The organism is Mucilaginibacter defluvii, assembly GCF_039543225.1.
Classification (GTDB): Bacteria; Bacteroidota; Bacteroidia; order Sphingobacteriales; family Sphingobacteriaceae; genus Mucilaginibacter; species Mucilaginibacter defluvii.
Genome location: NZ_BAABJI010000002.1, coordinates 1,331,463 through 1,358,368, shown reverse-complemented (window position 1 = coordinate 1,358,368; position 26,906 = coordinate 1,331,463). Strand labels below are relative to the sequence as shown.

Here is a 26,906-nt window from a genome sequence, read left to right as displayed (position 1 = left end):
TACCAAAACTCAGAGGCAAATAAATGGCACAGGTGCGAAAAAAACTTTCGAATTTTTGTCAAATACTTTCGATTTTGTTGCACATTCTTTAGTGTAGGTTGATATCTGAGTTCAAATGCGGTATAAACAGAGACATTGGTTTTCTAAAGCTCACTTGTAACCATCTAAAAAGATGAATAACTTGTAAGCAAATTGAGAGAATACTATTGAGCAGATTCATCTTATAAAAATTTACTTACTGCTTTTATGATGGTATTCGCACTATGAAAACTTCGTTTGTGATGATGAGGCTTAATTTATGGAGATTGTTTGCTGTAATACAGCCTTACCATGTATCGTTGGCTTTTATGCTGATTTTATCACTCCCGGTAAAGGCTCAGGAGGTTATTACACTTAGTGAAAGGAGCTTTACCCAACTGAATGAAATTACTTTGGGGAATTCATCATGGTATTTTCAGCCTATAAGTACAGGCAGGCATCAACGCCCTCCGGTTGATACCAAATGGTGGACGCATATCAGGTATACGGCCTTTGGTAATACAAACGCGCCCAAAAACTGGTATGGCGAGGGTTGGTTCGGCGCGTGGGTAAAGGCCGACACAACACTTATAAATAAGAAACTATCACTACGCATAAATCATGATGGCGCATCAGAGATCTTTATTGATGGTCGGCCCATAGGTGGTTATGGCAAGGTGGGGCATACCATAGCCTCAACCGAAAACGCACGTGCGCCAAGGCAAATAATACCTATTTGGTTAAGCGATGCAAAACCACACCTTTTAAGTATACATTATGCCAACCACAAGGCAGTATATGCTGATTTTGCCGGATTTGAGGTTTGGATAGGTAATTACGAGAGAATTTCGGCCCGCTTAAGCCGGAGCTCGTTCTTATTAAATGCTATACCACTTTGCGCCGCCGCGCAGATCGTGCTTGCTTTGCTGCATTTCCTACTGTATCTTTTTTACCGGAAGCGCGGCATCTACCTATATTACGCAGCCTTTGTGTTTTTTGTAGGCGTCAGTGCAATCGGCGTATATTTTTTTTACCAGGCACCAACCCCTCAACTGCAGTGGATAGCCGAACTGTCAGGCAGCCTTTGCAAAGTATTGCAGCTTTGGACGGGAGTAATGCTGCTGTACAAGATCGGTTTAGGCAGGCCACCAAGAGTAAGAGCCATAGCGCTTTTGGCAATGTGTGCCGGCTATTTGGTTATGTATATTATTAAAGCAATCTATTTTGCCGAAGCTATTTGGAACGATTACTTTTATGTAGTGTACCTGTTTTGGATGCTTGATGCATTCAGGTCTGTATTGCACATGATCCGCAGGCGCGATAAGGGCGCAGGGCTTATTTTGGCCGGAGTTATTGTAGTTATGCTTACCTACTTTCTTACTTGGGAGGATGTATTTGGCTTGTGGCCTTATTATTCATGGGCCATGCGTTCTTTTGTTATGAATACCGCCGGATTGGTGCTGCCGCTTTGCTTGTCGCTTTATCTGGCCTTAGATTTTAGCCGGACCAACCAGGAGCTATCGGCAAAACTTAACGAGGTTGAAACGCTATCGGCATTAGCCCTCACTCAGGAAGCCGAGAAAATTGAATTGATTGCGGGAGAAGCCCGACGGCTGGAGACATTGGTTGCCGAGCGGACGGCAGAGCTCAAACTGCAGGCAGAAAGGCTTAGGGAAATGGATGTAGTAAAATCACGCTTTTTTACTAACATCACGCATGAATTTAAAACACCGCTTACACTTATACTCAACCCTGCAGAGGAACTCATGGCATCTACAGCCTTGCAAACGCAGGCCTATGCACATTTAATTTATAACAATGCTACCCGCCTGCTTCAGCTGATCAATCAGTTACTTGATATGAGCAAGATCGAGAATGGCGCCATGGAAGTAGCATATAACCCGCTTGATCTAGTGGCTTTGATCGGTATTAGCTTAAACCCTTATAAAATACCGGCAGCAAAGAAAGATGTTTTGCTAACCTTTACATCACCGTTTGATGAGCTTTGGATAAAGGGTGATCAAGACAAGCTAAGTAAAATAATATCCAACCTGCTATCAAATGCGGTAAAATTCACTGATCGGGGAAGCGTTAATATCAATTTGAAAAAGGTTATTGAAGATGATACCGAATTCTTATGCTTAACAGTAATTGATACTGGCAAAGGCATTCCTAAAGATAAGTTAGCTTACATATTCACCCGCTTTTATCAGGCCGATCCCTTTGATATCCGCTCGGCCGAAGGATCAGGTATCGGTTTGGCATTAACCCGTGAGTTGACAGAATTGCTGGGCGGTCATATTAAAGCCACGAGCAGCGTTAATGCAGGTACTGAGATAAATGTATTGCTACCGTACCATCCGGCATCGCCTGTAAATGAGGTTACCGGAACCGATGAAGCAAAGAAAACGCAAATTATCGGTAACCCGGCAAATATTACACGAAGCGCCGACCCCGACAAGTTGCTTATTTTGCTGGTTGAGGATAATGAAGAATTGCGTAACTATTTACACGGTTTATTAAACGACCATTACCTTGTAATAAGTGCTGCTAATGGGCAACAGGGGCTTGAAATGGGTATGGAGTGTATACCAACAGTTATTATAACCGATATTATGATGCCGCAGGTAAACGGCTATGAACTGGCAGAGCAGTTTAAAAGGGATGTAAAAACCAGTCATATTCCTATTATTATGCTAACTGCTAAGGCAGATACCGATAGCCGGATACAAGGTATAGAAACAGGCGCCGATGCTTACCTCGCAAAACCATTCAATAAACGCGAATTGATAGCAACCATTGAAAACCTGATTGATTCCCGAAAGCGCCTTCGCGAACACTATACACAGGAGCGCACATGGCTGCATAACAATGCAATGATGCCAGCCATGGAGCGCGATTTCATTGGTCGCATTCGTCAAATTGTACTTGACAATGTTGATGATGAATCTTTTACGGCAGATAAGCTTGCTACTTATATGGGGTTAAGCCGCACACAGTTACACCGCAAGTTAAAGGATATTGCCGGACAAGGAGCCGGCGAGTTGATAAGGCTGGTCAGGCTCGAGAAAGCTTACTTGCTTCTTCAAAAAGAAAATTTAAATGTGGCAGAAGTGGCTTACAGAGTAGGTTTTAGTAGCCCGGCAAGTTTTTCTGCCAGTTTTTCCAGACATTATGGCTTTCCGCCTAAAGAGGTAAGCAATATCATCTAATCTTCCCTCAAAACAGGAAAATACTTGCTTACTTTGCTTGTCTTACCAACGGTCGGCTAGAGAGATACCAGGTTTAACACGAGCGCCTAATTCAGAAGGTATGTTAAATAGAAGGATATTTAACATATAGAAACAATCAAACTTATCGCAGGCTTTTATGTAATGTATGATGAAATTTCAAATGGCGCTTTTTGGTATTCTAATTTCAAAAATCGCTCCATTATTATTAGAAACTACAATATCTCCGCCATGGGCAGTTACATATTGTTTAACAATGGCCAAGCCCAAACCCGTACCACTGCTCTTGTTTTTGGTAACAAATGGCTCAAATAATGTTCGTAATAAATCCGGAGGTATTCCAGGTCCGTTATCCCTTATCTTAAACAGAACATGGTTAGCATCCTCCCACGCACTGATCTCGATCCGGGGGGTGTTCGCATACGTATTCAAGAGTGCCTCAGCAGCATTGTTTATCAAATTAACCATGACACGTTTAAGCTTACTCTGATCACCCATTACAGTCAATTTATCAGCAGCTTTGATATCGACATGGACTTTTTCAAACCCTTCTTTTCCAGCCAGCGATAATAACGCGGTTTCTAAAAGCGGCTTAAGCTCTACAGGTTGTTTTTTAACAGGTGTATCCCTGATGAAATCCAAAAAATCTTCAAATATTTCAGAGGCCTGCTCCGCCGAACCATCGATCAGATCCAGCCATTCGCTTGCCTCGCCTTCTTCGCGCATAAGCCCGGTGATGAGTTGTATGTTTTTGATAGGTACGCGTAGGTCATGCATAACCATGCCAATGGCTTTACCCACCGCAGATAGTTTTTCTTTGCGCATCAATTCTTCGTTCATTTCGGCATTGCGAATGGCTTGAGCTGCGTTTTGTACAAAGAGCTTTAACAGATACATTTTTTCGGTCTTTAACCGCCCTTGCTTTTTAAGCACAGCAAACACAGAATAGCCGTTCAGGCGGGCAAGTACCAGCTCATCTATCTGAATTACTTCGTCAGTTGAAATATCAATACCCTTAATTCGGGTTACCAGTTCATTAACGTTAATCCTTTCTTCCATAGCACCGATAGACAATACTTTTTCGTACGAAAAATCGTCATGCAGCTTGCCAAGCAATGCCATGTCAGTATCTATCGTCGTTGCTAACTGATCTAAAATATTTTTCAGTAGAGACGTTAACTGCCGTTCATTTAAGCCGATAGAGGATATAGATTCGATAAGGCTTTCCAGGTTACGCAGCCGGCTATAGTCGGTAACGCCTTTGGTTGCAAGCTGAATAATTTCTTCAGAGGCGTAGGGTTTGCAATGATAGCCTACGTTTTGCCCGGCCTGTTCCACAATCTCCTCAATTGAGCGGTCAGTAAAGGCCGTTATAAATATGATCTCGGCTTTGCTGTCAACTTTCCTGATCTGCATAGCCGTTTCGAGGCCATCCCATCCCGGCATGCGCATGTCCAAAAATATGACCGCATAAGGGCTTCTATTTTCAATAGATGTCATTACTTTTTCGAGCCCTTCTTTACCGTTAGAGGCTTTTTGTACGCTGAAAACGGGAATATTACTGGTTCGGGGAGCAAGTATAGGGGAGGGTTCATCAAACAGGATGCTGGCCGCATGATTAATCTGATGACTTTCAATGCTTTGCTTACGTGGCACTAAAATCTCTTCAATATTGTCTCTTACCAGTTCTTCATCATCAATGATCAATACCGAGGTGTTTACGTCGTTCATTTTGTTTATGCTTTCAGAAAAAAATTATTTTTTAAATTCAATAGTGGTTTTGCTGCCTTTATCGATGCCGTTACTTTGAATAGAAATACTGCCTGAGTGGCTTTCGATAATCGCTTTACAATTATAGAGCCCTAATCCTGTACCGGTTGTTTTGGTAGTATAACCCCGATCAAATAAATGCGCTGCAGTCTCATCGTCGAATCCCTTGCCGGTATCGGTTATCGTTAATGCTGCGGTATCGCCCAAATCCTGAAGTGTTATGCCGATGTTCTTTTCGCCAATATCCATTTCTATCGCCTCAATGCTGTTTTTTAAAATATTCAGTAAAACCTGCATTAGCTTGGTACGGTCACCTTTGATCTCGACCGGAGATAGCGGAACATTTAAGGATAAACTGATTGCTTTCTTTTCCATGTTCGCAAACACCATTGAGCGGCAATCATTAATAATCTCTTTTAGGTTCACCAGTTTTCGTTCCTGTGATTCGTGCCCGGTCACATATTGCCGCTGGATGTTCAATATGTCCTGAATGTGGGTAATGATCTGTAGCTGCTCGGTGACTGATCGCTGCAGTTCATCCTGACTATCGCTTAAGGATTTGCTTATGGCCTCCATCATATCTATAAGTGCCGCTGCTTTGGGTGCGCCGATGGCGCTACCAATGGGCTCCTGTTGCTGCTTTAAAAAAACGGCTACTTTATGTAAGTTATCTTGGTTATAATGTTCCAGCATGCGGTTAATGCGGGTTAAATACGAACCAAAACCGACTATGGCGTTGCCTATATCATGAATAACTTCAGACGCAATCTCGTATTTTCCTTGCGCGACGGCTTTTTCTTGCTGTGCAATTTTTAGCGCCTGCTCTTCTTTAAGCTTATCGGTCAGGTCGTCCATACTCACGATAACGCAGTCTTCAAACATCTTGGTAACCGTAATCTGGAAGTGTTTGTTGCCCCCCGTTGGATATGAGAAGCTGTATTGCAGGTTATGCACAATTAAACCAGCCGGTTCACTAAAGCCGCGTATGCGGTTACTAAGGTCTGGGTTTATGAGGTTTAAGCACGGAAATAGATTTGAGCCGACTGCCAACTCTTCGGAGGACAATGGGTTAAGTAATTTTTCGCCGACCAGGTTTATGCTTACAATCCTGCCATTTTCTTCTATTTCAAATAACGCTATCGGGGCGTGCTGCATAATTGAACGCAGCTTATGCTCAGAAGGGCTGATCCCATGCTCCATGTATTATTGGTTTTAGTGCACTTTTACGAAGTCAACGCGAAAAAGTTGATAAAGGATCATATTCACCTCAAATTATGTTTTTTATGCTATTGCCTTTATCAGTTCTATCGTTATGCCGAGGTCTTATTAAGTTATGTCAAAGCGCAGAATGAAGCTTCCGGGCCTGATCCCGCTGTTTGCGATGCGGTAACCAGGGTCCGTGCTGGGGGTATTGTTGCCGGCGGTTCCGGCAGGTATCGGTCAGGCAGATCTTCGTACGCTGATAACAATGGCCGTAACGAGTTGCTGGTTACCTTTTGCCTTAACTTTACAGGTTGCGCCGATGTATCGCCATGTACTAATAACCGTACCGATCCATATTACTACCAGTTAAAGGCGGTGCGCATTCCTTACGCCAGGAGGTATCTAAGTTTATTTTACCGTAGCAATGTGTTAAGTTTTGCCTCGGTTTTCGCTTGAAAAATAGATTTGCAAAAATTTGCTAAATCAATTTTATGCTGATGCCGAATAATATATATTTGGCGTAGCCAATATATTTACAACGCATCCTTTATCAGGATTGATCACGCATATCATATTGAAAAAAGTTTACTCATTTCTTGTTTTAAGTAAGCTGTACAATTGCGCATCCTCACAGCAAATAACCCCATTTAAGGAGGGCGACGGGAACTATAGAAATTGAACAACATTAATGAAGCCAGTAACCAAAAGCCGGATAAAACTTTTTTATACCACAATTGCCCTTGCTCTTGGTGTTAACAGCCATGCGCAACAAGCGTATTTTATTGATGGTTACCATGGCGGTGTTTGGGGCCATTATCCCGACTGGAATACCCGCTTTATGGTGGATATGCTCAACAAAAATCCTTACTGGAAAATAAATCTGGAGATAGAACCCGAAACCTGGGATCGCGCCGCCAAGATTGACCCACAGGCCTTTACTGAGTTTAAAGCCCTAATGGATGATCAGTCGGCTAACGGGCGCGTGGAATATGTTAATCCGGCCTATGCCCAAAGCTATATGTATAATATTGATGGCGAAAGCATTATCCGTCAGCTGGGTTATGGAATCAAAAAATTACAGGCTACCTTCCCGGGTATACAATTCAATACATATTCATCCGAAGAACCTTGTTTTACCAATGCCTTGCCGGGGATATTACTGTCGTATGGGTTTAAATATGCATCGCTAAAAAACCCCAACACCTGTTTTGGTGGATATACCAAAGCTTTTGGAGGTGAACTGGTTAACTGGATCGGTCCGGATGGTAGCAGCATTACCACGGTACCACGTTATGCTATTGAAAAGCTCGAACCAAGATCAACCTGGCAAACCATCGGTTGGAATAATAGTCCTGACTATATTAACGCCGCCCTTAAATACGGCATAAAGCACCCAATCGGCATGACCTTGCAAGATGCAGGCTGGAAGAACGGGCCTTTTTTGGATCAAAAAGATACGGTAACGCGAAAGCAATATACCACCTGGCGCAACTATTTTGAGCAGATTGTAAAAGGTGAAGGGGCAACAGATTGGCGGTTAAGCCAAGAAGATATTTTGGTGAACCTGGTTTGGGGGTCGCAGGTTACACAGCAGTTGGCACGAAGGGTTCGTGCTGCCGAGAACAAGATATTACAGGCCGAGAAAGTTGCAGCGATAACCGCGTTAAGCAGCAACAGCAAGCCAACCGCTAACTTTGATGACGCCTGGCGTACCCTCATGCTATCGCAGCATCATGATTGTTGGATAGTACCCTACAATGGCGACAAGGGTGATACCTGGGCCGACAAGGTAAAAAGCTGGACTGCCAACACCATCAGGCAAAGTGACAGTATAGTGCAGGCATCATTCAACAAAACAAATGGTAATGCCGGTAATAACATCATTGTATATAATACCCAGGGCCACAGCAGGCAACAGGCTGTAAATGTGGCTATCCCGGCAGGTATGGTGATCAGAGATGCAAAGGGCAATGCCATTCCATCGCAAGTAAATGGCGATAGCGTGCTGTTTGTAGCCAATGTACCCTCATTTGGTTATGCCACTTATAGCTTTGAAAAAGGTAAAGCAAAGCCATCAGCAGGCGTAAAGGTTACAAAGTCGGCAGATGGTAAGTACGTTCTTGAATCGGATATTTATAGCTTGACTATAGATGCTAATAACGGTGGTAGTATTACCGGTTGGTACGATAAGCGTTATAAAAAAGAACTGGTAGATAAAGGCAATGTTAACAACTTTAACTCGCTTCGCGGCAATTTTTATGAGGATGGAGGGTTTAAAACTACAAAAAATTCTCAGGCTCAAATTACCATTGCCGAGCAAGGCCCCGTGCGAGCTACGGTGCTGATAGCTACAAGCATTGCCGGTACCAAGGTAAAGCAGCGCATCAGCCTGACCGCCAATGACCCCGTTGTTGATATGCGTGTAAATATCGACTGGCAGCGCAACGTTAGGGTAGGCGAGTATGTTGATAAAAGCAATTACAAATGGACCGACTATAAAAAGCCTTTTTATAACGATAGCAATAAACTGCTTACCGTGTTCCCGCTGGCTTTAAAAGATCAAAAGGTTTATAAAAATGCGCCTTTTGAGGTAACTACAAGTAAGCTTAAAAATACCTTTTTTAACAGTTGGGACAGCATCAAAAATAATGTGATACTCAACTGGGTTGATGTAATGGCCGGCGATGGCAGCTATGGCGTAGCCCTGTTTACTGATCATACCACCAGCTACACGCATGGCAATAATTTTCCGCTGGGTTTGGTTACGCAGTACTCGGGCATGGGTTTATGGGGGCGGGATTATTTTACAGATGGGCCAACATCTATACACTATGCCTTGCTACCGCATGTGGGTTTGTGGGATAAGGCTGGCATCTGGTCGGCCTCCGCAGGTTGGAATGAGCCATTGCTTGCATTGGTATCAAATGCTAAACTTGCATCAGCAAATCGATCACTAATTGAGATTGAGAAGAATGGTTTAGCAATTACCTCGGTAACTGCCGATGATAAAGGGTTGCTTTTACGAGTATTCAATGCCGGAGGCGCATCGGGTAATAAGGCTTTAAAGCTAAATTTCGCAGTAACTCAAGCGCAATTAGTTGAGCTTGATGATCGTGATGCCGGGAAGGTGAATGTTAAAAAGCTAAGTAATGGCAGTTCGCAAGTTGAATTTTCGGTGCCAAAATTAGGTTTCCGTACGTTGCGTTTAGTAAGATGATACCTTGTTTGGAAATAAAGTGAGCCGATGCGTCCGGTGAAATAAAGTATCGTGTAAAATGAGGCTAACCAGCAGGCAAACAGCCATTACCTATGCCAGATGGCCGGACAGTTTGGAGTATACCATCGTATACTCCTTGACAGGCGATAACAGTATGATCATAGCAAATAACGGCAAACACCAGCGTGGTTTGCATTGAGTGCAATATTTCACGCGTGAATTATAAAGATGGTCAGCCCGAGTTCTGCCTGACCATCCCCATAGCCTCATCCTGCATTATTGTAACAGCCATTGTGCGGCTACATTTTTCTTGTCAAAAAAGGCAACCTGTACGATATCGTATTCATCCGGCAGACTCTTGCCTGCCGCAATACGGCTGAATGTACTGGGTGAATAAATCCAGGCAAACTTTTTCAAGCCCGCTTTGGCCATTGCCGGGAACCACACTTCCGCACCCCAGTCCGATGCTTCTGACCAATTGCCTTTTACTGAGGTGTTATCATTCAGCACCAGGTGGCAATTATTCTTTTGCATCAGATCCAGCATAATCTCGCAACCCTTGGTTACCGATTCATAGTTCTGGTAACCTTTCCAGTCCACATCCATGTAGCGGTCTTGCGGCTGATAACGGATTGTAATGAAATCGCCCTCATAGAACGTGCGGTTGTCTGTGGCGATATCCTTGAACTCTTGCACGCCGCTCAATGGCAGCAAAAAGAAAAAAGTAGATCCTTGGTCAGGCTGGCTCTCGATCCAGAAACTGCCGCCATGCCTTTTAACGATCTCAGCTGCGATGAAGAGGCCTAATCCTAATCCTTGGAAGCGGGCCGACGAATTATCTACACGGTAAAATCGGTCGAATAAGCCTTTAAGGTGCTCTTCTGCTATACCAATGCCGAAATCCTGTACAGACACGATCAGATTCTGGTTTTCCTTTTCGCAATGAACCATGATTTTATCAGCGCCCGGAGAATACTTGATCGCGTTATTGAGCAGGTTGGTCATTACCTGTTCAATACGATGCTGGTCTCCGCGGTAAGTTACATCACAATCCATCTGTACATCGATGTGGTGCTGGATGGAGGTTTGCTGAATGCTTTCTGCCACATCCAGTAGCATCTGTCTGAAATCGAAATTTTCTTTATTGTAGGTCATCTTGCCGGCATTGATACGGGAAACGTCCAAAAGATCCTCGATCAGGCGGCCCAGGCGTTCCAATTGCCGGTCTGCCTTGACAATGAAAGGCTCCAGCTTAGGCTGCTGGCTGATCTCGCGTTTAGCCAGCTGGAAAAAGGCTTTAACAGTGGTCAGCGGTGTTTTCAGCTCGTGGCTGGCAATGCTGATGAACTCATCTTTTTTATACTCATTCGTTTTTTGCTGGTGTATATTGGTGTTAGTACCAAGCCACATTACTATCTGATCGTTTTCAACTAATGGCAGCGCCCTTGCCAGGTGCCAGTAATACTCTCCGTCCGCAAATTTAAGGCGAAATTCTGTAAGGTACTCGCGCCCATTGTGCAGTGATCGCGTCCATTTTTCCAGCGCGCCTGGCAAATCATCGGGATGTACATAAGCCTGCCAACCTAAACCGGTTATCGTTTCACTGGATTCCTCACCGAAATCTGTACAAATGATGTCGTTAACATAATTCAATGCCCCGTCAGGTGTTGCCGTCCAAACCTGCTGTGGTATGGCGTTCAGCATAAAGCGGAATCGCTGCTCACTGGCCTGTATATGCTGCTTTGCCTTCACCTGCTCGGTCACTTCCTGGCACAAGACCATCACGCCGGTAACGCCTTTGTCCTGTTCACGGTAAGGCTGGTATATCACATTCAGGAATATATTTATCAGTTCACCATTTTTGAAGAGGCTAAAAGGCTGGTCATACAGGTAGCGGGCTTTACCGCTTAACCGTACCCCATCGATAATTGGCCGGAAAACTTCCTCTGTTTCAGGGATCAGTTCAAATAGTGGGCGGCCGGTGATCTCATCTGTTGAACGCCCGATCAGGTTCGCGTAAGCTTCATTGACGATCTCTGTCCGCATCTCCGGTCCGGTCAACAGGATGATACCTGTTGATGCATTGCGAATCAGGTTGCGAAAGCGACCTTCGCTTTCTTGCAGGCCGCCTATAGTGCGCTCCAATAATTGCTGGGTTTCACTAAGTTCTTCGTTGGTTGTTGCCAGTTCTTCGTTCGTAGCAGCAATCTCTTCGTTAAGCGACTGCTGCTCTGCATTACTGTCTTCAAGTAACTGCCGAGACCTGACCATCTCGGTAATGTCTGATGCTGTAACAATAATACCGTTGATCACGCCCTTGCTGTCCCGTATCGGATCATAATAAAAACTGACATATTTGATCAACCGCCCTTCTTCCGTGTCAACAAAGAACACTTCTTCTTCCTGACCGTAGGGTTCGCCCGTATCGTAAACTTTTTTAAGTAAAGCCGGAAATGGTTGATCGACGAGTTCGGGCAGAATATCCAGCAGTTTACGACCAATGATTTCTTCCAGCGATTTATGCCATAAAGTTGCCAATTGTTTGTTAGCTACTTCAATCACATATTCGGGGCCACGCAATATGATCAGCGGGTAATGTGAGGTCATAACCAATTCCCGGAGGTCAGCCTCGACCTTTTCCGTATGTTTTCGGCTTTCCACCAGTTCGGTAACTTCATAAACAAACGCAATGATGCCTTCTACATTGCCGTTCGCATCCTGCGTTGGCTGGTAATAAAAATTGAAATAGCGATCGACCAGTTCGGTGCTTCCCGGCGATGTGAGCGGAATCAATACTTCTCTGCCTTCATACGGTTCACCGGAGCTATACACGTTCCGCAAAATATCGCCAATAGGCTGACCTTCGATTTCAGGCACGGCCTCAAAAATCGGCCGTCCAAGCAGTTCGCGCTGTGGTAGAAGTTCCTGGTAAGGTTGATTGACCAGTTCGAACACCAGCTCGCGCCCGGAAAGGATGCAGATACCCGCAGGCGCCTGCATTAAAAAGCGTTGCATTTTATCGCGTTCACCTATCACTTCCCTGGTTCGTTGCTGTATCCTTTCTTCCAATTGATCGTTAAGTTTGTTCAAATGGTCCTGTGTTAGCTGTAATTCTTCATTTACAGCGGCCAGTTCTTCATTGGCTGAGCTTAACTCCTCATTTAAAGCCAGTATATTGTTATACGCTTCCCCTAACTCATATGCTAACGCGTTATTAAGAATAGTGCCGGCATGAAGCGCCACACTTTCTAAAAAATGACGGTAGTCTTCATCCAGACGTTTGCGGGCGGAGATGCCGCAAAGCAGGTATCCTTTTAATTCTGCTTCATCTTTAGCAAGAGGTGCAGCAAATGCTTCTTCAACAGGTTCTGGCCAAAAATTAGTGATCGGCTCGGGAAAGCTCGCCGTAACATCCGGCACTAAGCCTTTCAATTGCGTAGTTATATGTTCTATATCCACACGAAAAACCACCGGTTCGTTTGCCGGCGAGAGACCTTCTGTGGAAAGAACGTGCAAGTCCTCATTATTCCGCTGGCCGTAAATCGCAAAAAAAGGAATATCAGCCTGCGAAGATTTCAAAATATCAGTTACGAGTGTAACAGCCTCATTCAAATTACGCGAGACATTCTTATTGTTCATCAGCGCGGTTAACAGCTTGTTTCGCCGGTCGTTAATAACACGGAAGGTCGTCTCGATGACCGCATTGAAAACGCCGCCAATTGAACCGTCTACAGCCTTGATGGGTGAAAGGGTATAATCAAAGTAACACTCTTCCGTATAACCATGACGATGCATGTACAAGGGGGCGTCCGGACGGCGGTAAGAGGCGCCCTGGTATAGTACCGATTCAAATTCTTCCCGTAATCCGGCCCATATTTCCGGCCAAACTACCTCACCGGGTTTGCCCAACGCCCAGGGATGTTTCTTACCCGGTATTGCGCTCCAAGGTTCGTTATAGATCAGGCTGAACGCAGGCCCCCAATAGATCGCGATTGGAAAGCCGGAGCCAAGTACGATGCTCACTGCTGAACGCAGGCTTTCCGGCCACGTATCTGGGTCGCCCAAAATTGTTGCCGACCAATCGGTCGTTCGTATCAATTCGCCATGTTCGCCGTCGCTGTGTAAAAACGTATATTCCTTAGCCACCTGATGTTATTTGTAAACGATGTGTTTATTAAAAACTAAAACAAAAACAATTTGTTGGCGTAGGCGCAAGTAAAATAAACTTAACTTTAGATTAAATTAAATTAAATGGCATTGCTTATTTAAATACTGCTGACTTAATCAAATTTAATTAAAAAAACTGCATTCCGCGTTTGCTATTTCAGTAACTATAGTAGCAACTGGCTGCGTTCGGTATGATCCTGTATAGTTGCCAGTGCAAGGTTTGTAAGGTGCTTAATATGCACATCACTGCTGGAGTTGTTATAGGCGGTAACCGCATCCTACCGGTAAATGTATCCTGATCGCGATGCGGTTCTGGCAAATGAAATAATCCGAGAACAGGCGTAAATAAAATGAAGCCTGGTCAATACTGATTTAACTTTTTTGACAATGAAGGATACCTTTACACCAATGGTCGCCCTAAGAAAGCATTAATAAGCAGGAGCATAACTATGGTGAAATAACTCAACGAAAATATTATAGTTGGCTTGGCACTTTTAAACCCGGTTAATAAAATAAACAGGGGTATGGCCTGTAACGCATGCATTCCCACAAAATGTGCTATACGTAAATCACCGGCAGTACGGCTCCAGTTAATTAAGGGGAGCCCGCGGCCGCCGTCAGCAGCGCCTACGGTGTGTGCCATTTTTGCAGCCATTACACCGCCCTCCAGTGCAAAAAAGCAGGCCATGATAATGCCCAGCCTGATTGCCCACAGCATAGCCGGGGTAACTTGTACTGCCTTCACCTTAAAAAAGCGAATGCCAATGTATAAGGCAAATAGGGTTTGTAAAATGATTACCGCACCCATCAGGTTAAATACTAACAGATTATACGCGCTGGAGTGGTTGTAATGCGACAACTGCCCCCGGGCCGCTTGTGAGGCGATCGCTACCATTTCGAAGGTCATGGCAAATACCGTAAACCAGGCAAAGCGCCTTTTTAAACGCTCAAAGGGCAGATACTGTAAAAGCAGCGGCCAGGTTAAACAATAGATGCCTATGGATAGGGCAAATTTGATCGGTTTTATCCACAAGTTTATACCTGACAAATGCCGCTGATCGAATTGTGAAATGATGATCAGCACAAATAACAGCGATAGGTGTGCAATGCCACAATAATAAAAAACAGGGCTACCGGCCTTTATGCGGTTAAATAAGGTTTTCATGATTGTTTTTTGAAATTTTTGAAGATCTGATATAGCAGAAAGCCGCATGGTCCGAACATAAAGGTTGATATCAGGCATGGAATGATCAGCCAGTGTGAAATGTGCTTTTCTTGTGAGGATTTAATTATGGCAAAGCCTATAAGCAGATCGAACGCCAGATAATGCACCCAACCGGCCAGCAAAAGATGGTCATCGGCAAAAAGGGTACGTACTTGCTGCAAAGAATTATACCCGCCGCCCGGCGTGTTAAAAAAGCCAACGATGTAGATGCAATAGACAACAGACAAGAATACAGGTACTACAGGACGCCTGATCAGCCACTGCGTTATCTTCCATTTAGGAAGAATGATCAATATCGCCCATTGCAATGCAGCTATTGTACCTGCCAGCGAAAAAATTTGTGATGTGTTCATGTAATTGTTTTGAGGGCGCGTATAAATGCGCATCACAAAACTGCACTGAACAAGGCGCTGAAAAAATATGGCGGGGTTAAGAAATGATTGAATTTTGTTAACCTATGTTAACTTCATCTTAGCTACATCGGCGCGGATACGGCTCAGGCTTTGCGGTTGTATGCCCAGGTAGGATGCGATGAGGTGCTGGGGCAACCTTTCGAAGATATGTGGCTGGCTGGTTAACAGTGCTATGTAGCGTTCTTTAGCGGTCTGGATCATGAGGTTACTTTTACTCTTAGCCGTAGCTAAAAAAAGCTGTTCGGCTATGATGCGGCCAAATCTTTCAAAACGCTGGCTATGCTGGTAAAGGGCCTGCATGTCCGGATAGCTCAGGGTAAAAAGTTCGCAATCTTCAAGTGCTTCAATCAGGCAGCCGGAAGCGGTTTGCAGTAAAAAGCTTTCATAATCTCCAAGCCATTCGCCTTCAAAAGCAAACCCAAGAGTGTGATCTCCTTTTGCACCCCTTGAAAAGTATCTGAGGCCGCCTTTGTGTACCAGTACCATGTATTTACATACCTGGCCTTCCCTCAAACAAAGTTCATGCTTTTTTAGGTTCAACGGTTTAAGCTTTTGCATAAACAAAAAAAGCTCTTCATCGGTGAAATCAACCAGTTTGCGTAATGATCGTGTAATTACCTCGTACATTTATAGCTACCTTTCAAACGGCCCCCAAATATAAATGAAACTTGTTTGTGTTGCCATATTTATGCTATGGGCGTAAGAGTTATACTTGTGGCGTGTTAAACCTTCTTTCTGATCCTGCTTAAATGCTCGGGCGTTACGCCTAAATACGAGGCAATGTAATACTGAGGTACCTGCTGAACAATTTGCGGGTATGCGGCCGCAAAATCACGGTACTGTTCTTCATGTGTAGTGGCAATGATCTTTTTGCGTTTTGCCTCCACGCCGCAAAACACGCGTTCTATAATCAATCTGCCGAAGCGTTCCCAAATTTTATACCGGTCGAAGAGTGAATTGATACCGTCTTTCCTTAAGATCAGCAATTCAGCGTCGGTTAGCGCTTCCAGGTATTGCATGGTTGGCGTTTGCATAATAAAGCTTTGATAATCGGTTATAAACTGGTTTTCTGAAACGAAATCAACGGTGGTTTCCTTGCCATTCTGAAACGAATATTCCCTGATAACGCCGGAATTGATAAAGGCGATAAAATTGCAGGTTTGCCCTTCCTGTAAAAGCAGCTCTTTCTTCTTTAGTTTCTTGAATTTTATGATATCCGCGAAAGCCGCCCATTCTTCCGCATTGGGCTGAACGATCTGTTTGATGAACATTTCTATTTTTTTCAGATATTGAGGATCGTTCATGTGAGCTGATTATGATTGGGTTGAACGGTACGATCTGTCCATTCAACGTAGCTGCAATATACAAATTGAATGAGACAAGTCATCAAAACATAAAAACAGGCCGTTAGCATTAATGCTGATCGACCCGTTTAAAATACCGGTTGCTTAGGTAGGAAATACTTACTAATTTTTGATGGTTGTTTTGATCGTTCCTAAAAAGTTGATGGAGGTTTCGATGTGATCGTCAGGCTGGAGATAACGGGGGTTAGAGCGTTCTTTTTTTAAATATTGCTGCAAAATATAAGGGTGCATTTTATTACCAAAAAAGCCGCCGGTAAAAATGTATTTGGCGACGGCGCCAAAAATGAACCCTTTTGCTGGTGCGTTAAACACCACACCCGAAGGTGTACCTGTGATAATGATACTGTTAGCCGGGATACAGTCACCCTCGAATAGCTTTACCATTTTATCCTGGTAATAACTTTTTCGCTCACCTTTAACTGACAGGGATCGCTCAATGATCTTATCGATGTTCCAAACCATATCTTTCGCATACCCGCTCTGGCGAATATGACCATTGACTGAAAGCGTCAAATGTAGTTCGTTCACAAACGCCCTCCAGTTTTTGGGGATAACCATATAAGGGCCGGTTGGTAAAAATCCGTTTTTACTTTTCGCATCAGGGAAACCTTTGCCGCCAGTTACGTTTCGGCTATCCATTTTGCGCATCAGCGTAGCCCGATCGGTGAAATCATTCACAACAAGGAAGCCTATCATGCTGTGATTCAGATCGGTAGCATAGCATACTGCTGAAGGGAAAACTATGCCCAGTTCCACCTCGTGGTCAAGTAGCCAGCCCTTAGTATATTTTAATTGATGGATAGCCGGATCTGTCTCTACGATCTTAGGGAACATGAAAGGCCTGACCTGCCCGGTTTCTTTACCATGTTCCGCATAATTGATCCCGATGGCTAAATGCGCCTCGCCTACAACGCTTGGCAGCAGATCCTGATACGGAACAATAGTGTTTGCAGTATCTGAACGTATGATCTTCACCACGTCGTCAAATGCCAGACCGCTGATTACATCGAAAGCATTTTGGTTGTATCGCTTCAATGCAGCGCTAAGGTCAACGCCTGAAACCTGTTCGCCATTGTCGCTCAATACAGCAAGGGTGTGAATCTGCCCGTCTTTGCTGAACCGGCTTAACGTGAGCGCTTCTTCCGGTTTTTTAAGCATCGGTTTTTTTTTTGCCAGGGCTATCTGCAAGCATAACCATGCGGTCATCACTGTCGACGGGCAATCTGCCGACTTTCAAAGTATTCCAGTGAGACAAAATTTCTGCGTAGGCGGGATAAATGTTTATGATTGTCAGGAAGCAGCCAGCCACCAAACCAATAATTATTCTGGTCGTGATCATGATAAAATTTTTGCTTACTTTTTACCTGGAATTATGCGATAGCTCAGCCCGATCTTAAACGCTAATCCGGTAGATACTTCCGGGTTGATCGGATCTTTACGGTCACCTAACTCATAGAAGTCAATAAAGCCTTTGGCCTTATCTGTTTTATTGTAGATCTCCATATTACGGATCAGCGTATAAGCGGCGGTGACCCTTACCGCCCATTTAGGTGAAATATAACGCTCGACAAAAAGGCCTGGGTTAACCGTGTTATATTCAAAATAACGGTCCTGCTTGTTTAACCCGTAAGTTGAATTTTGCACGAAAAGGTTGAAGCCGGCATTCACCTTTTCGTTGACGCCATAGCTTGCTGTGAGACTATGCGGTACATCGCCGAATATTTGCCATTTATCGTTTACCTTCCAATCCATACCGACCAAAACAACATACTGCGGACCATAAAATTGCCGACGATAACCTAATATCGCTTTCCAGCTGATATTGTCGCTCGCTTTCCACGTTCCGCGAAGTATCGCGCCAAACTTGATGTCAGAGCCTTTTATGTCCTTATAGTCACTGTTCATGGTGGGTGTGAGCAAGGCGGTAAGGTTAAAGGATTTGCTGACCATGGTGCTGTAACCAAATGTGGGCGAGATGCTGTAAACGCGTTTCACATCAAAGTCGGGATGTGTTCCTGAGAAATTGAAAGCTTCGAGGTTGCCGCCTACGATCAGGTACTCGGACTTATTGGGTGTCAGAAATATGGGTACCGAGGTGCCGATCTTGAGATTGTTACCGGTAAATTTCTGTTCACCGTTTAGTGTTTCGATCTTCATCGGCATGTGCTCGTAGCTAATGGTTACGCCTTCTACATAACCCTGGCCAAAGCTTGCTTCAGCAGTTAAAAGTACCAACAGAAATGCTGTTGCAGAATAAAGGAAATGCCTGATCAGATGGGTTGATTTAAGGCAGCGAGTGCTGAGTTTCATTTGTTACGATATTAAATGTTGTCATCCTTATTGGATTGCAACAAAACTATTGTGACCGGTCTCAGAACTCATTGATGTTTATCAATAACGAAAATAGTGGATGTGAACTTATTTTCGATGGCTCCAATTAAGCCCATGGTAAATTGGAGCTGGTGGCATGTTATAACTTCTTAATTGATCTGTAGGCGCAATGCTATATCGTCGTTATTCAGGTTATTTGTTTTTTATTCGCTGATTACTTTTTACCGATGCTGAATTTCCCATAGATACCAAATCCATTCAAAAAAATCGAGGCAGAAAGTTAAGCTGCTGTACCACGCAAGCTAAAAGCCATACATATGAGCGCTGGCCCCCGCTTTATGCTTATATTTAATAATGAGTTTACATTCAATCTTTTTCTTTGCGGTTACTTAGCCACTGAAATGCCGAACCATAATGCTCTTTCAGACAAGCAATTGCTTCATTTGCTTAAAAGCAATGATGAAACGGCTTTCACAGAAATATTTGATCGTTATTGGTCTGTATTATTCATCCAGGCATGTAAGCTGGTAAGGGATGAGGATGATGCTGCCGACCTGGTACAGGAAGTGTTTGTAAAGATTTGGGATCATCGGGAAACAATTATTATACAGGGAGGGCTGTTGCCCTATCTGGCACGCGCTGTCCGTTATCGTTTCTTTGATTTTTTAGATAGGAAAAAAGTACGTCAGGATTATGCCGACTCGCTCCGTATCTTTATGCAAGAAGGGCGGGCAATAACCGATGAGCAATTAAGGGAAAAAGAATTACTCCGAACAATAGATGAATTAGTGAGCACACTGCCTCCCAAACAAAAGCAAATCTATGAAATGAGCCGAAAAGACAGTATGAGCACGGCTGAAATTGCCCTTGCCCTAAACGTCTCAGAAAAAACGGTTCAGAATCAAGTGAGTTTAGCTTTAAGGGAACTTAAGCTGAAACTTAACATGCTCCAAATCTCCGGAGCCTTATTCGGCAGCGAACTAATTTCGGAAGTTTTAAAAAAAATCTAAAAAGCTTCGGGAAAGTAACCCAACTTAACCTACATGTATATAAAACGCTTATAGCGGGTACATGGAAGAAAAGCAATCACCTGAAGAATTGATACGCCGGTATGTGGCCGGAGAAGCAACAGCCAAGGAAAAAGCCTGGGTTGAAAGTTGGTATCTTAACGAATTAGAAAAATGCCAATATTACCCGACTGAGGAAACGATTAATAACAAAAGTGCCGAAATTCGTGCCACTATATTGAGCCGAACGGCGAAGCAGAGAACTGTTAACATATGGCCGCGCATTGCCGCTGCCGCCGCCATTTTATTCTTCATTTGCGCAGGCGGTTATTTATTCTTTAATAAAACAAATTTCCGGTCTGTTCACGTTGCTCAGGTTAAACCAGATATATCGCCTGGCGATCAATCGGCTATTCTATTATTATCTGATGGAAGGAAGATAAATCTTCACGATGCAAAAACCGGTAATATAGCAAGCGAGGGTAAAACAAAAATCATTAAAACAGCTGATAACCAAATAATTTATAAAGCTGATGCTCCTGCCAGCAGCACGCAATACAATGTAGTGGTTACCCGCGCGGGTAACTTTTATCCGCTTAAGCTAGCAGATGGAACAGTTGCAATACTGGATGCAGGTTCGTCAATTAAATATCCCGTAAACTTTACCGGTCGCCAGCGCCGCGTAGAAATTACCGGCCAGGTTTATTTTGAGGTTAAGCATAACGCCGCCATGCCATTCAGGGTAAGCGTTAAAGGCAACGTTATTGAAGACCTCGGCACCAGCTTTAATATCAATGCATATGATGACGAACCAAATATTAAAGCTACGTTGATAGAGGGGAGTATGCGGGTAAACGACCAGGTTACTTTAACACCGGGTAAACAGGCAACCATAAACAAAGGCAGGATAAAAGTATCTAAAACGGATATTGAGCAGGTTATTGCCTGGAAAAACGGGCTATTCAAATTTAATACCACTCCAATAGATCAGGGAATGCGGCAGCTTTCACGCTGGTATAACGTAACTGTTGAATATCCGAACGGTATTCCTGACGTCACTTTTAACGGCGAGATCCATCGTAGCACCAATGCATCGCAGGTGCTGGAGATACTTAGTTTCAGCAAAGTGAAATTTCAAATCGTAAATACGCCTTATGGCAAAAAAATTATTGTGAAACCGTAACTAAAATAATCAGATAAAAATTTAATAAATCAAAAATGAAGTATCATCTATCTTGAAACTAAGCTACAAGAACGCTCACAAAAAAGCCGCAGCAGTGCTTGGAACCACTGATACGGCAAATGTACGGAGCTAACGACCCAATAACGGGAACATCAATTTTGCGAATTAATTAGTTAACCCAAACATTCAAAGTTAATGATTTTTACTGCCGTTTCAGCAGCATGGCGATGTTATGACCGCCGCTCATTCAAACAAATTAACCGTGTGATGAAAATTTCGACCCTGCTCATCATACTGGCCTTGGTACAGGTCAGCGCGAAAAGCTTAAGCCAGCAAATTACCTTGCAGGAAACCAATGCGCCGCTTGAAAAAGTTACCAATCTGATTAAAAAACAAACCGGGTTTGTATTTTTTTTCACAGAGCAGGAACTTAAAAATGAACGAATAACTGTAAAAGTAAGTAATGCGAGCTTACAAAACGCACTTAAAGCATGTTTTACCCGTGGAGATATCGAATACAAAATTATTGGAAATAACATTGTACTGAAACGCGGCAATGCCGCAGTAAGCTTTCAACAAGCTAAAGTTCAGCCAGGCTGGGTTAGCGGAAAGGTTACTGATGCGAAAAACGGCGAAACGCTGGTTGGTGTTAGTATAACTTTAATCGGACGGACCATTGGTACAACATCAAAAACTGATGGTAGCTACAGCATTTCGCTTGAATCAGGAACTTATACTATACAAGCCAGTTTTGTTGGATATAAAACGCTGATTCATGAACAGGTAATTATTAAGGATGGACAATTAACCGCTTTAGATTTTGCGCTGCAACCCGGAGAAAACGCCTTATCTGAAGTGGTGATATCAGGCAGTTTCAGAACGAGCCCAACTTATCACACTAATGAACGTCAAATAGTTGAACTAATCCAAAAGGCGCCCACCATTGTTTCGGCTATCTCTAACGAACAGATTATTAAATCGTTCGACAGAAGTTCGGCTGAGGTAATGCGCAGGTTTGCCGGCATAATCCTTTCTGACAATCGCTTTATACAGGTACGCGGATTAGACCCCCGATATTCGGTTACGTTTTTAAATGGTTTGCCAGCACCAAGTGCTGAGAGTGACAGACGGTCATTCTCTTACGATATGATCAACTCCAACGTAATTGACCGTATTGTAAGCTACAAATCTCAGTCGCCGGAATTGTATGGAGAATTATCTGGCGGTTTAGTCAATATTTCCACCAAGCATGCAGTTGACAAAAAGCAGTTCGACATCCAGATATCATCGCAATACCGGCCAGGGTCAACCGGCAAAAATTACTATACTTACGCAGGCAGTGCCATGGACTTACTGGCGTTTGGCGCTAACGACCGTGATTTACCAAAAGATTTGCCGCCTGCATCGTTAGAACTTGCCACGCCGATACCCGATGAGTTTGGCAGAAAAATCATCAGGCCAAATTTTGACCTGCAAACAAAAACAGCCCGACCAGACGTGCGTTTGGTAATGACATACCTTAACCGGTTCAACGTAGGAAGCCAGTATTTAAACAGTATTTCGTTGTTGAGTTACACAAATGCTAATGCTCAAAATACGCCCACGCTAATTCGTTCAAATTCTTCATCGGGTACGCTGCCTACATATTTTCAGTTTCAAAACTTTGACCAGTCGGTATCGCTTAGTGCCATTCAAAATTTTATGTACCCCGTTAGTAAACGGGTTAATATCGAGTGGAAAAATCTGTTTACACAGGATGCTGATAACGCGGTAAGTGTTAGTGATGGAATAGTAATGGGTGGCAATTACGCGGGTCGCACCATTTTTGATCAATACACCCAGCGCAGTTTGTATTCCTCGCAGCTCAGCACTAACATTTTACTAAACGATGCAGGAACATCTTTTATAAATGCTATTGCCGGTTATGCCTATACTAATGAACGCATACCGGGCCAACGCGATTTTTTTTATAGTAATTATTTAGAAGCCTACCGCGACGGCAGTTCGGGCAAAAAGCCTTGGGAGCTAAACCCTATTGATTCTACTGGTTATTATGATGTGGTTTTTTTTCAAGGCCGAAACGGGACCGCCGGTAGCAATGCCGGGATTACGCGCAATGCCATGCGCTATTATCGTACCGGCGAAAAAGCCTGGAGCGGAACCATTAACTATAATACTCAATTGCCTGCCGGTATAAAGCTGCTTGCCGGAGGTTTTATGGAATTGCGTAACCGGGATAATATGTCCAGGGTAATAGGTATACGTAAAACCCAACCCTCGCTTGGCGACCTGGAGGGAAAGTTTTATATGCCTTTTGAGCGGATGTCTGATTGGGTTAACCCAGATCGTATTGGCAATGGCCTGTCTATGGTAGATGTTAACCTGGCAGCCAGCGGCTATAACGGCAACAGTAAGGTTTTTGCCGGTTATACTACGTTAACTATACCTTTGTTTAACAATAAAGTGATGGTTTATGGCGGTTTAAGAGCCGATTACAATCGATACACAGTTGAAAATCTTAAAGCCGACGGCACACCCAAGGCTCGGTTAAATCCTATTACCAATACGCTTGACAGTATCAACACCAAACTTAATATTGACAAACTATATTGGTTGCCCAGCCTGAATGTTACCTGGCATGTAACCGATAAATTACAGATACGCGGCTCATACGGAAAATCGATCAACAGGCCGGAGTTCAGAGAAAGCGCTGAATTGAGTTATTATGACAACCGCCTTGATGCTAATATCGCCGGGAATAGTCAGCTGAAATTTGCAACGCTCGACAATTACGACCTGCGGGTTGAATATTATCCGGCTGAAGGGCAGCAATGGACTTTAGGCGGGTATTATAAAAAGATTACCAATGCCATTGAACGATATTCAGTCGCGGCATCAAATTTTGAAAGCGATGCTTTGACTTTTCGTAACACGCCAAACAGTAAGGTTTATGGCATAGAAGCTGAAATGCGCCAAAGCCTGCGTTTTATTCCTGTTGATTTTATGCGCTATTTCTCGGTGATAGCTAACGGCAGTTATCTGTTTACTGAAACGGTACGCCGGTTGAGTGCAGAAGAACCGAAATACGAAACTGCTTCCGAAAAACGGCCTATGCAAGGCGCTACCCCCTTCCTTATCAACGGCGGGTTGTACTTTGATCGTTCAAAATCAGGCACATCGGTCTCGCTGCTGTGTAATATTACCGGCCAGAAACTTGCATTTGTAGGCGGAACGTTTAATGCAGACCGCTATGAACTTGGCCGCGCGGTATTGGATGTTTCGATTACGCAGCGCCTTAACAAAAGGATCACGCTCAGGGCAGGCGTGCAAGACCTGTTTAACCAGCCAATACAACTTGGCCGCGACGCGGATGGCGATAACAAGTACACCAAAAGTGGGCCCGTATTAACGGCAAACGGCGGCCAGGTGCAGGATTACATTGAATATAGGTATCGTCTGGGCGCTTATTATTCACTTGGCCTAAACTTTAAACTTTAACCTTATAAAAATACTATGAAGTTGTTCAAATACATATTGTTTCCGGTTTCGCTGCTTGCGATGGTTATATTTTCCGGATGTAAAAAAGAGTATGACGAGATATCCACGGTATCTCTTGGGCTACCTATTATTTTTGAACGCTTTGCTCCGGGCGATAGCCTGCTTGCAGGGCAGGTTTTAAGTATAAGAGGGCAGGGTATGCGCAGGTTAACAGAGGTATCAGCCAATGGTAATGCACTTGCCTATGAAGAAATGCCTAACGGCATCGATGTAAAAATCGATCCGTTCTACTTCCCTGATGGTAGTTATACTTTTAAATTGAAGCGTTTTGATGGTGAGCAGTTAATTTCGTCGCCACCGGTACATGTGTTTGGTTATCAATTATCTGTAAACAGCGGTCGGGCGGGTGATGAAATGACTATTACCGCAGCAGGAGCTTTAAATAAAGTACAAAAGGTGTTATTTACAGCTGCAGGTGGCACAACAGAAGCGATGGTAATCAGTAAAAACGCACAAGAAATAAAGTTTAAAGTTCCGCAAAAGGCTGTTAACGGTAACTTATACCTGCAATTAATTAACCCGTCTGACCCGGAAAAACCGGTTATGCTTGCAACAGGCCGGTTCAACGTGGTTATTGATGCGCCTAATATCACCTCAGTCACCCCGGCCTCTGCAAGTTATGGCTCCGTTATTACCATCACCGGACGGAATTTTGGCGACGTGGGGGCCAACGGAGAACTTTTTTACAATCGGCGGGTGCTTTTTACGGCACAAGATGGCACTCAATTAGAAGGTACCCTGGTTAACGGTAATGGAGCGCAAACGGCAACAAAAATTAGTGTAGTTGTGCCATACTTTATACAAAGTACTATTAGCGTGGAGATTGAAGGACTGGCATCAAACTTGGCTGCCATTAGTGCGAACAGTACGGTAACCGATAAGCGTTTACTTTATATAATTAATGGCGTACAGCTTAATGCGCTCACTTTGAAAGCGGGTGCTCCGCTGGCGTCGGCTAATGTGTTACCCAATGTGTCAACCTTTGCTACCAATAAATCCAACAATCGCGTTTATTACACCTCAGACGGTATGTCTTTAAATTACGTGGATATGGCTACCGGACAGTCAACTACTGCCTTTAGTGATGCCAATGGGTTTTCCCTGATTGAAATACAGGGTAACCGGATATTTTGGAAAGATCTGTATAACACTATCCATTGTGCTGGTGTTGATGGTAGTAATTTGCAAACCCTAAAGGTTTATGAGAGTAATGTTGTTGCAATAACCGGCACGCCGGATGGCAGGTTATTATATGTATTGTATGAGTTTTATGATAGTCAGACAGGTGAATATTCATTGAATATTGACCGTATAAATGCGATTAGCGGCTTAGTAAGCACTGTGGTTACTAGGATAGGAGGTGCTTTTACATTACAATTTGTAAATGATCAGCTTTACTACGCAGCTTCTGAGAGCGAGCCTGCCGGCGGCACAGTGTTTAGTATATTAAGCGTAAATGCCAACGGCGGATCAGCTCCTAAAAAGATACACACGCTTGAGCCGCTGCACCTATTGAATAATATGGTGGTTGACGCACAAGCTAACAGGATATATTGGATAGACGCGGCGGGAGCCCGTGATAACATATTACAAAGTATTAATATTGACGGTGGTAATCCTCAAAACTCAGGTACCTTAAAGGACGGTATAAACAGTAAAATATTTGTTTGGTAATTTTAAGTACCGGCTTGGTTGGTGTAAAGCGAGCCGGTACTTAATCCAGATAATTGGAAAATAGAAAGTAGCATGAGTAACACGAAAGACAAACATCAAATTATGAAGTAGTGAGACCATTTACTCAATCAAGCAACAATTAGGGTGCCACCCGCTGGATCTGCAGGGATGCCTTGACTCAAATAACAGATCATTATATAAACCAATAATCAATTTTGGTTTATATTTTATCATGAAGCTGGGCAAATGTTATCACATGAAAAAAAGATGTCATTATCAAAAATTGAGGGTGTGAAGATTACAGTAAGAAAGAACAGGAGACTAATGATTTTGCTCGTTATTGTATATTATATTTCAAGCTTAAATATTGTGCGGAACAAGATCTTACCGCATTTGCTCTCAATTAATAGGTGAGCCAAATCTTATCAAGTTGCAGGAGCTGATTTGCGCGCGGTTTATCTAACCTTAGCTTTTAGAATATTTGAAAAAACCTTCACCAATAACGTGTTTCAGATAAGTTCAGTTGCACAAGCAAATGGTTTTTTG

At 43.6% G+C, this 26,906-nt stretch carries 18 protein-coding genes; 8 read left to right on the top strand and 10 right to left on the bottom strand.

All coding sequences use genetic code 11. The features are described from left to right. Positions 1 to 263: 263 nt before the first annotated feature. Positions 264 to 3,230 carry a hybrid sensor histidine kinase/response regulator transcription factor gene (locus tag ABD960_RS12065; RefSeq protein ID WP_345331409.1) on the top strand — a complete coding sequence of 989 codons (2,967 nt, stop codon included), beginning with the start codon at positions 264 to 266 and terminating at the stop codon, positions 3,228 to 3,230. Positions 3,231 to 3,407: 177 nt separating this feature from the next. Here the strand turns inward: ABD960_RS12065 and ABD960_RS12060 are convergent, their stop codons facing one another. Together ABD960_RS12060 and ABD960_RS12055 are read right to left on the bottom strand one after the other, a co-directional pair. Beyond that, a complete protein-coding gene (locus tag ABD960_RS12060) occupies positions 3,408 to 4,979 on the bottom strand; it encodes an ATP-binding protein (RefSeq protein ID WP_345331408.1) in 1,572 nt (523 codons plus the stop codon). Positions 4,980 to 5,003: 24 nt separating this feature from the next. Beyond that, positions 5,004 to 6,218, bottom strand: coding sequence for an ATP-binding protein (locus ABD960_RS12055; RefSeq protein ID WP_345331407.1), 1,215 nt, complete (start codon positions 6,216 to 6,218; stop codon positions 5,004 to 5,006). Here ABD960_RS12055 and ABD960_RS12050 point away from each other — a divergent pair. The 3 genes from ABD960_RS12050 to ABD960_RS12040 all read left to right on the top strand — a co-directional run bounded on the left by ABD960_RS12050 (position 6,210) and on the right by ABD960_RS12040 (position 9,637). Next, positions 6,210 to 6,677 (top strand): hypothetical protein, encoded by a 468-nt coding sequence (locus tag ABD960_RS12050; protein WP_345331406.1) that lies wholly within the window; start codon positions 6,210 to 6,212, stop codon positions 6,675 to 6,677. The genes ABD960_RS12055 and ABD960_RS12050 overlap by 9 nt on opposite strands. 232 nt (positions 6,678 to 6,909) lie before the next feature. Continuing rightward, the gene (locus ABD960_RS12045; protein ID WP_345331405.1) at positions 6,910 to 9,438 is read left to right on the top strand and encodes a glycoside hydrolase family 38 C-terminal domain-containing protein; all 2,529 of its coding nucleotides are present in this window, start codon (positions 6,910 to 6,912) and stop codon (positions 9,436 to 9,438) included. A gap of 58 nt (positions 9,439 to 9,496) precedes the next feature. Then, positions 9,497 to 9,637 carry a hypothetical protein gene (locus ABD960_RS12040; RefSeq protein WP_345331404.1) on the top strand — a complete coding sequence of 47 codons (141 nt, stop codon included), beginning with the start codon at positions 9,497 to 9,499 and terminating at the stop codon, positions 9,635 to 9,637. 77 nt (positions 9,638 to 9,714) lie between these two features. On the opposite strand, the gene ABD960_RS12035 is transcribed toward ABD960_RS12040, so the two are convergent. The 8 genes from ABD960_RS12035 to ABD960_RS12000 form a co-directional block, all read right to left on the bottom strand. Next, the gene (locus ABD960_RS12035) at positions 9,715 to 13,584 is read right to left on the bottom strand and encodes a PAS domain-containing protein (RefSeq protein ID WP_345331403.1); all 3,870 of its coding nucleotides are present in this window, start codon (positions 13,582 to 13,584) and stop codon (positions 9,715 to 9,717) included. 421 nt (positions 13,585 to 14,005) lie between these two features. Continuing rightward, positions 14,006 to 14,770, bottom strand: a complete 765-nt coding sequence (locus ABD960_RS12030) for a hypothetical protein (RefSeq protein WP_345331402.1) — start codon at positions 14,768 to 14,770, stop codon at positions 14,006 to 14,008. After that, complete coding sequence (locus ABD960_RS12025; protein ID WP_345331401.1) at positions 14,767 to 15,183, bottom strand: ABA4-like family protein; 417 nt, start codon at positions 15,181 to 15,183, stop codon at positions 14,767 to 14,769. The genes ABD960_RS12030 and ABD960_RS12025 overlap by 4 nt, the downstream gene beginning before the upstream one ends. Positions 15,184 to 15,285: 102 nt before the next feature. Continuing rightward, the gene (locus tag ABD960_RS12020) at positions 15,286 to 15,870 is read right to left on the bottom strand and encodes a Crp/Fnr family transcriptional regulator (RefSeq protein WP_345331400.1); all 585 of its coding nucleotides are present in this window, start codon (positions 15,868 to 15,870) and stop codon (positions 15,286 to 15,288) included. Positions 15,871 to 15,965: 95 nt separating this feature from the next. Continuing rightward, positions 15,966 to 16,547, bottom strand: coding sequence for a Crp/Fnr family transcriptional regulator (locus ABD960_RS12015; protein WP_345331399.1), 582 nt, complete (start codon positions 16,545 to 16,547; stop codon positions 15,966 to 15,968). A 162-nt stretch (positions 16,548 to 16,709) separates the two neighbouring features. Further along, positions 16,710 to 17,765: a fumarylacetoacetate hydrolase family protein gene (locus tag ABD960_RS12010; RefSeq protein WP_345331398.1), complete on the bottom strand. Its 1,056-nt coding sequence runs from the start codon at positions 17,763 to 17,765 to the stop codon at positions 16,710 to 16,712. Then, on the bottom strand, positions 17,758 to 17,946 hold the full coding sequence (locus tag ABD960_RS12005) for a hypothetical protein (protein ID WP_345331397.1): 189 nt from the start codon (positions 17,944 to 17,946) through the stop codon (positions 17,758 to 17,760). The genes ABD960_RS12010 and ABD960_RS12005 overlap by 8 nt, the downstream gene beginning before the upstream one ends. A gap of 14 nt (positions 17,947 to 17,960) precedes the next feature. Continuing rightward, positions 17,961 to 18,917, bottom strand: coding sequence for a DUF6268 family outer membrane beta-barrel protein (locus ABD960_RS12000; protein ID WP_345331396.1), 957 nt, complete (start codon positions 18,915 to 18,917; stop codon positions 17,961 to 17,963). A gap of 338 nt (positions 18,918 to 19,255) precedes the next feature. Here ABD960_RS12000 and ABD960_RS11995 point away from each other — a divergent pair, with 338 nt between their 5' ends. The 4 genes from ABD960_RS11995 to ABD960_RS11980 all read left to right on the top strand — a co-directional run bounded on the left by ABD960_RS11995 (position 19,256) and on the right by ABD960_RS11980 (position 26,360). Continuing rightward, complete coding sequence (locus ABD960_RS11995) at positions 19,256 to 19,948, top strand: RNA polymerase sigma-70 factor (protein ID WP_345331395.1); 693 nt, start codon at positions 19,256 to 19,258, stop codon at positions 19,946 to 19,948. A 61-nt stretch (positions 19,949 to 20,009) separates the two neighbouring features. Next, positions 20,010 to 21,128: a FecR family protein gene (locus tag ABD960_RS11990; protein WP_345331394.1), complete on the top strand. Its 1,119-nt coding sequence runs from the start codon at positions 20,010 to 20,012 to the stop codon at positions 21,126 to 21,128. A gap of 267 nt (positions 21,129 to 21,395) precedes the next feature. Next, complete coding sequence (locus ABD960_RS11985) at positions 21,396 to 24,626, top strand: TonB-dependent receptor domain-containing protein (RefSeq protein ID WP_345331393.1); 3,231 nt, start codon at positions 21,396 to 21,398, stop codon at positions 24,624 to 24,626. A gap of 15 nt (positions 24,627 to 24,641) precedes the next feature. Then, positions 24,642 to 26,360, top strand: a complete 1,719-nt coding sequence (locus tag ABD960_RS11980; protein WP_345331392.1) for an IPT/TIG domain-containing protein — start codon at positions 24,642 to 24,644, stop codon at positions 26,358 to 26,360. Positions 26,361 to 26,906 lie beyond the last annotated feature (546 nt).

Bases quoted from the DNA above. Each gene is read 5' to 3' on its own strand.
- ABD960_RS12025 (WP_345331401.1), bottom strand. From the start codon at position 15,183: ATGAACACATCACAAATTTTTTCGCTGGCAGGTACAATAGCTGCATTG.
- ABD960_RS12030 (WP_345331402.1), bottom strand. From the start codon at position 14,770: ATGAAAACCTTATTTAACCGCATAAAGGCCGGTAGCCCTGTTTTTTAT.
- ABD960_RS12000 (WP_345331396.1), bottom strand. From the start codon at position 18,917: ATGAAACTCAGCACTCGCTGCCTTAAATCAACCCATCTGATCAGGCAT.
- ABD960_RS12005 (WP_345331397.1), bottom strand. From the start codon at position 17,946: ATGATCACGACCAGAATAATTATTGGTTTGGTGGCTGGCTGCTTCCTG.
- ABD960_RS11985 (WP_345331393.1), top strand. From the start codon at position 21,396: ATGAAAATTTCGACCCTGCTCATCATACTGGCCTTGGTACAGGTCAGC.
- ABD960_RS12060 (WP_345331408.1), bottom strand. From the start codon at position 4,979: ATGAACGACGTAAACACCTCGGTATTGATCATTGATGATGAAGAACTG.
- ABD960_RS12020 (WP_345331400.1), bottom strand. From the start codon at position 15,870: ATGTACGAGGTAATTACACGATCATTACGCAAACTGGTTGATTTCACC.
- ABD960_RS12010 (WP_345331398.1), bottom strand. From the start codon at position 17,765: ATGCTTAAAAAACCGGAAGAAGCGCTCACGTTAAGCCGGTTCAGCAAA.
- ABD960_RS12065 (WP_345331409.1), top strand. From the start codon at position 264: ATGAAAACTTCGTTTGTGATGATGAGGCTTAATTTATGGAGATTGTTT.
- ABD960_RS12055 (WP_345331407.1), bottom strand. From the start codon at position 6,218: ATGGAGCATGGGATCAGCCCTTCTGAGCATAAGCTGCGTTCAATTATG.
- ABD960_RS12045 (WP_345331405.1), top strand. From the start codon at position 6,910: ATGAAGCCAGTAACCAAAAGCCGGATAAAACTTTTTTATACCACAATT.
- ABD960_RS11990 (WP_345331394.1), top strand. From the start codon at position 20,010: ATGGAAGAAAAGCAATCACCTGAAGAATTGATACGCCGGTATGTGGCC.
- ABD960_RS12050 (WP_345331406.1), top strand. From the start codon at position 6,210: ATGCTCCATGTATTATTGGTTTTAGTGCACTTTTACGAAGTCAACGCG.
- ABD960_RS12040 (WP_345331404.1), top strand. From the start codon at position 9,497: ATGAGGCTAACCAGCAGGCAAACAGCCATTACCTATGCCAGATGGCCG.
- ABD960_RS11980 (WP_345331392.1), top strand. From the start codon at position 24,642: ATGAAGTTGTTCAAATACATATTGTTTCCGGTTTCGCTGCTTGCGATG.
- ABD960_RS12015 (WP_345331399.1), bottom strand. From the start codon at position 16,547: ATGAACGATCCTCAATATCTGAAAAAAATAGAAATGTTCATCAAACAG.
- ABD960_RS11995 (WP_345331395.1), top strand. From the start codon at position 19,256: ATGAGCGCTGGCCCCCGCTTTATGCTTATATTTAATAATGAGTTTACA.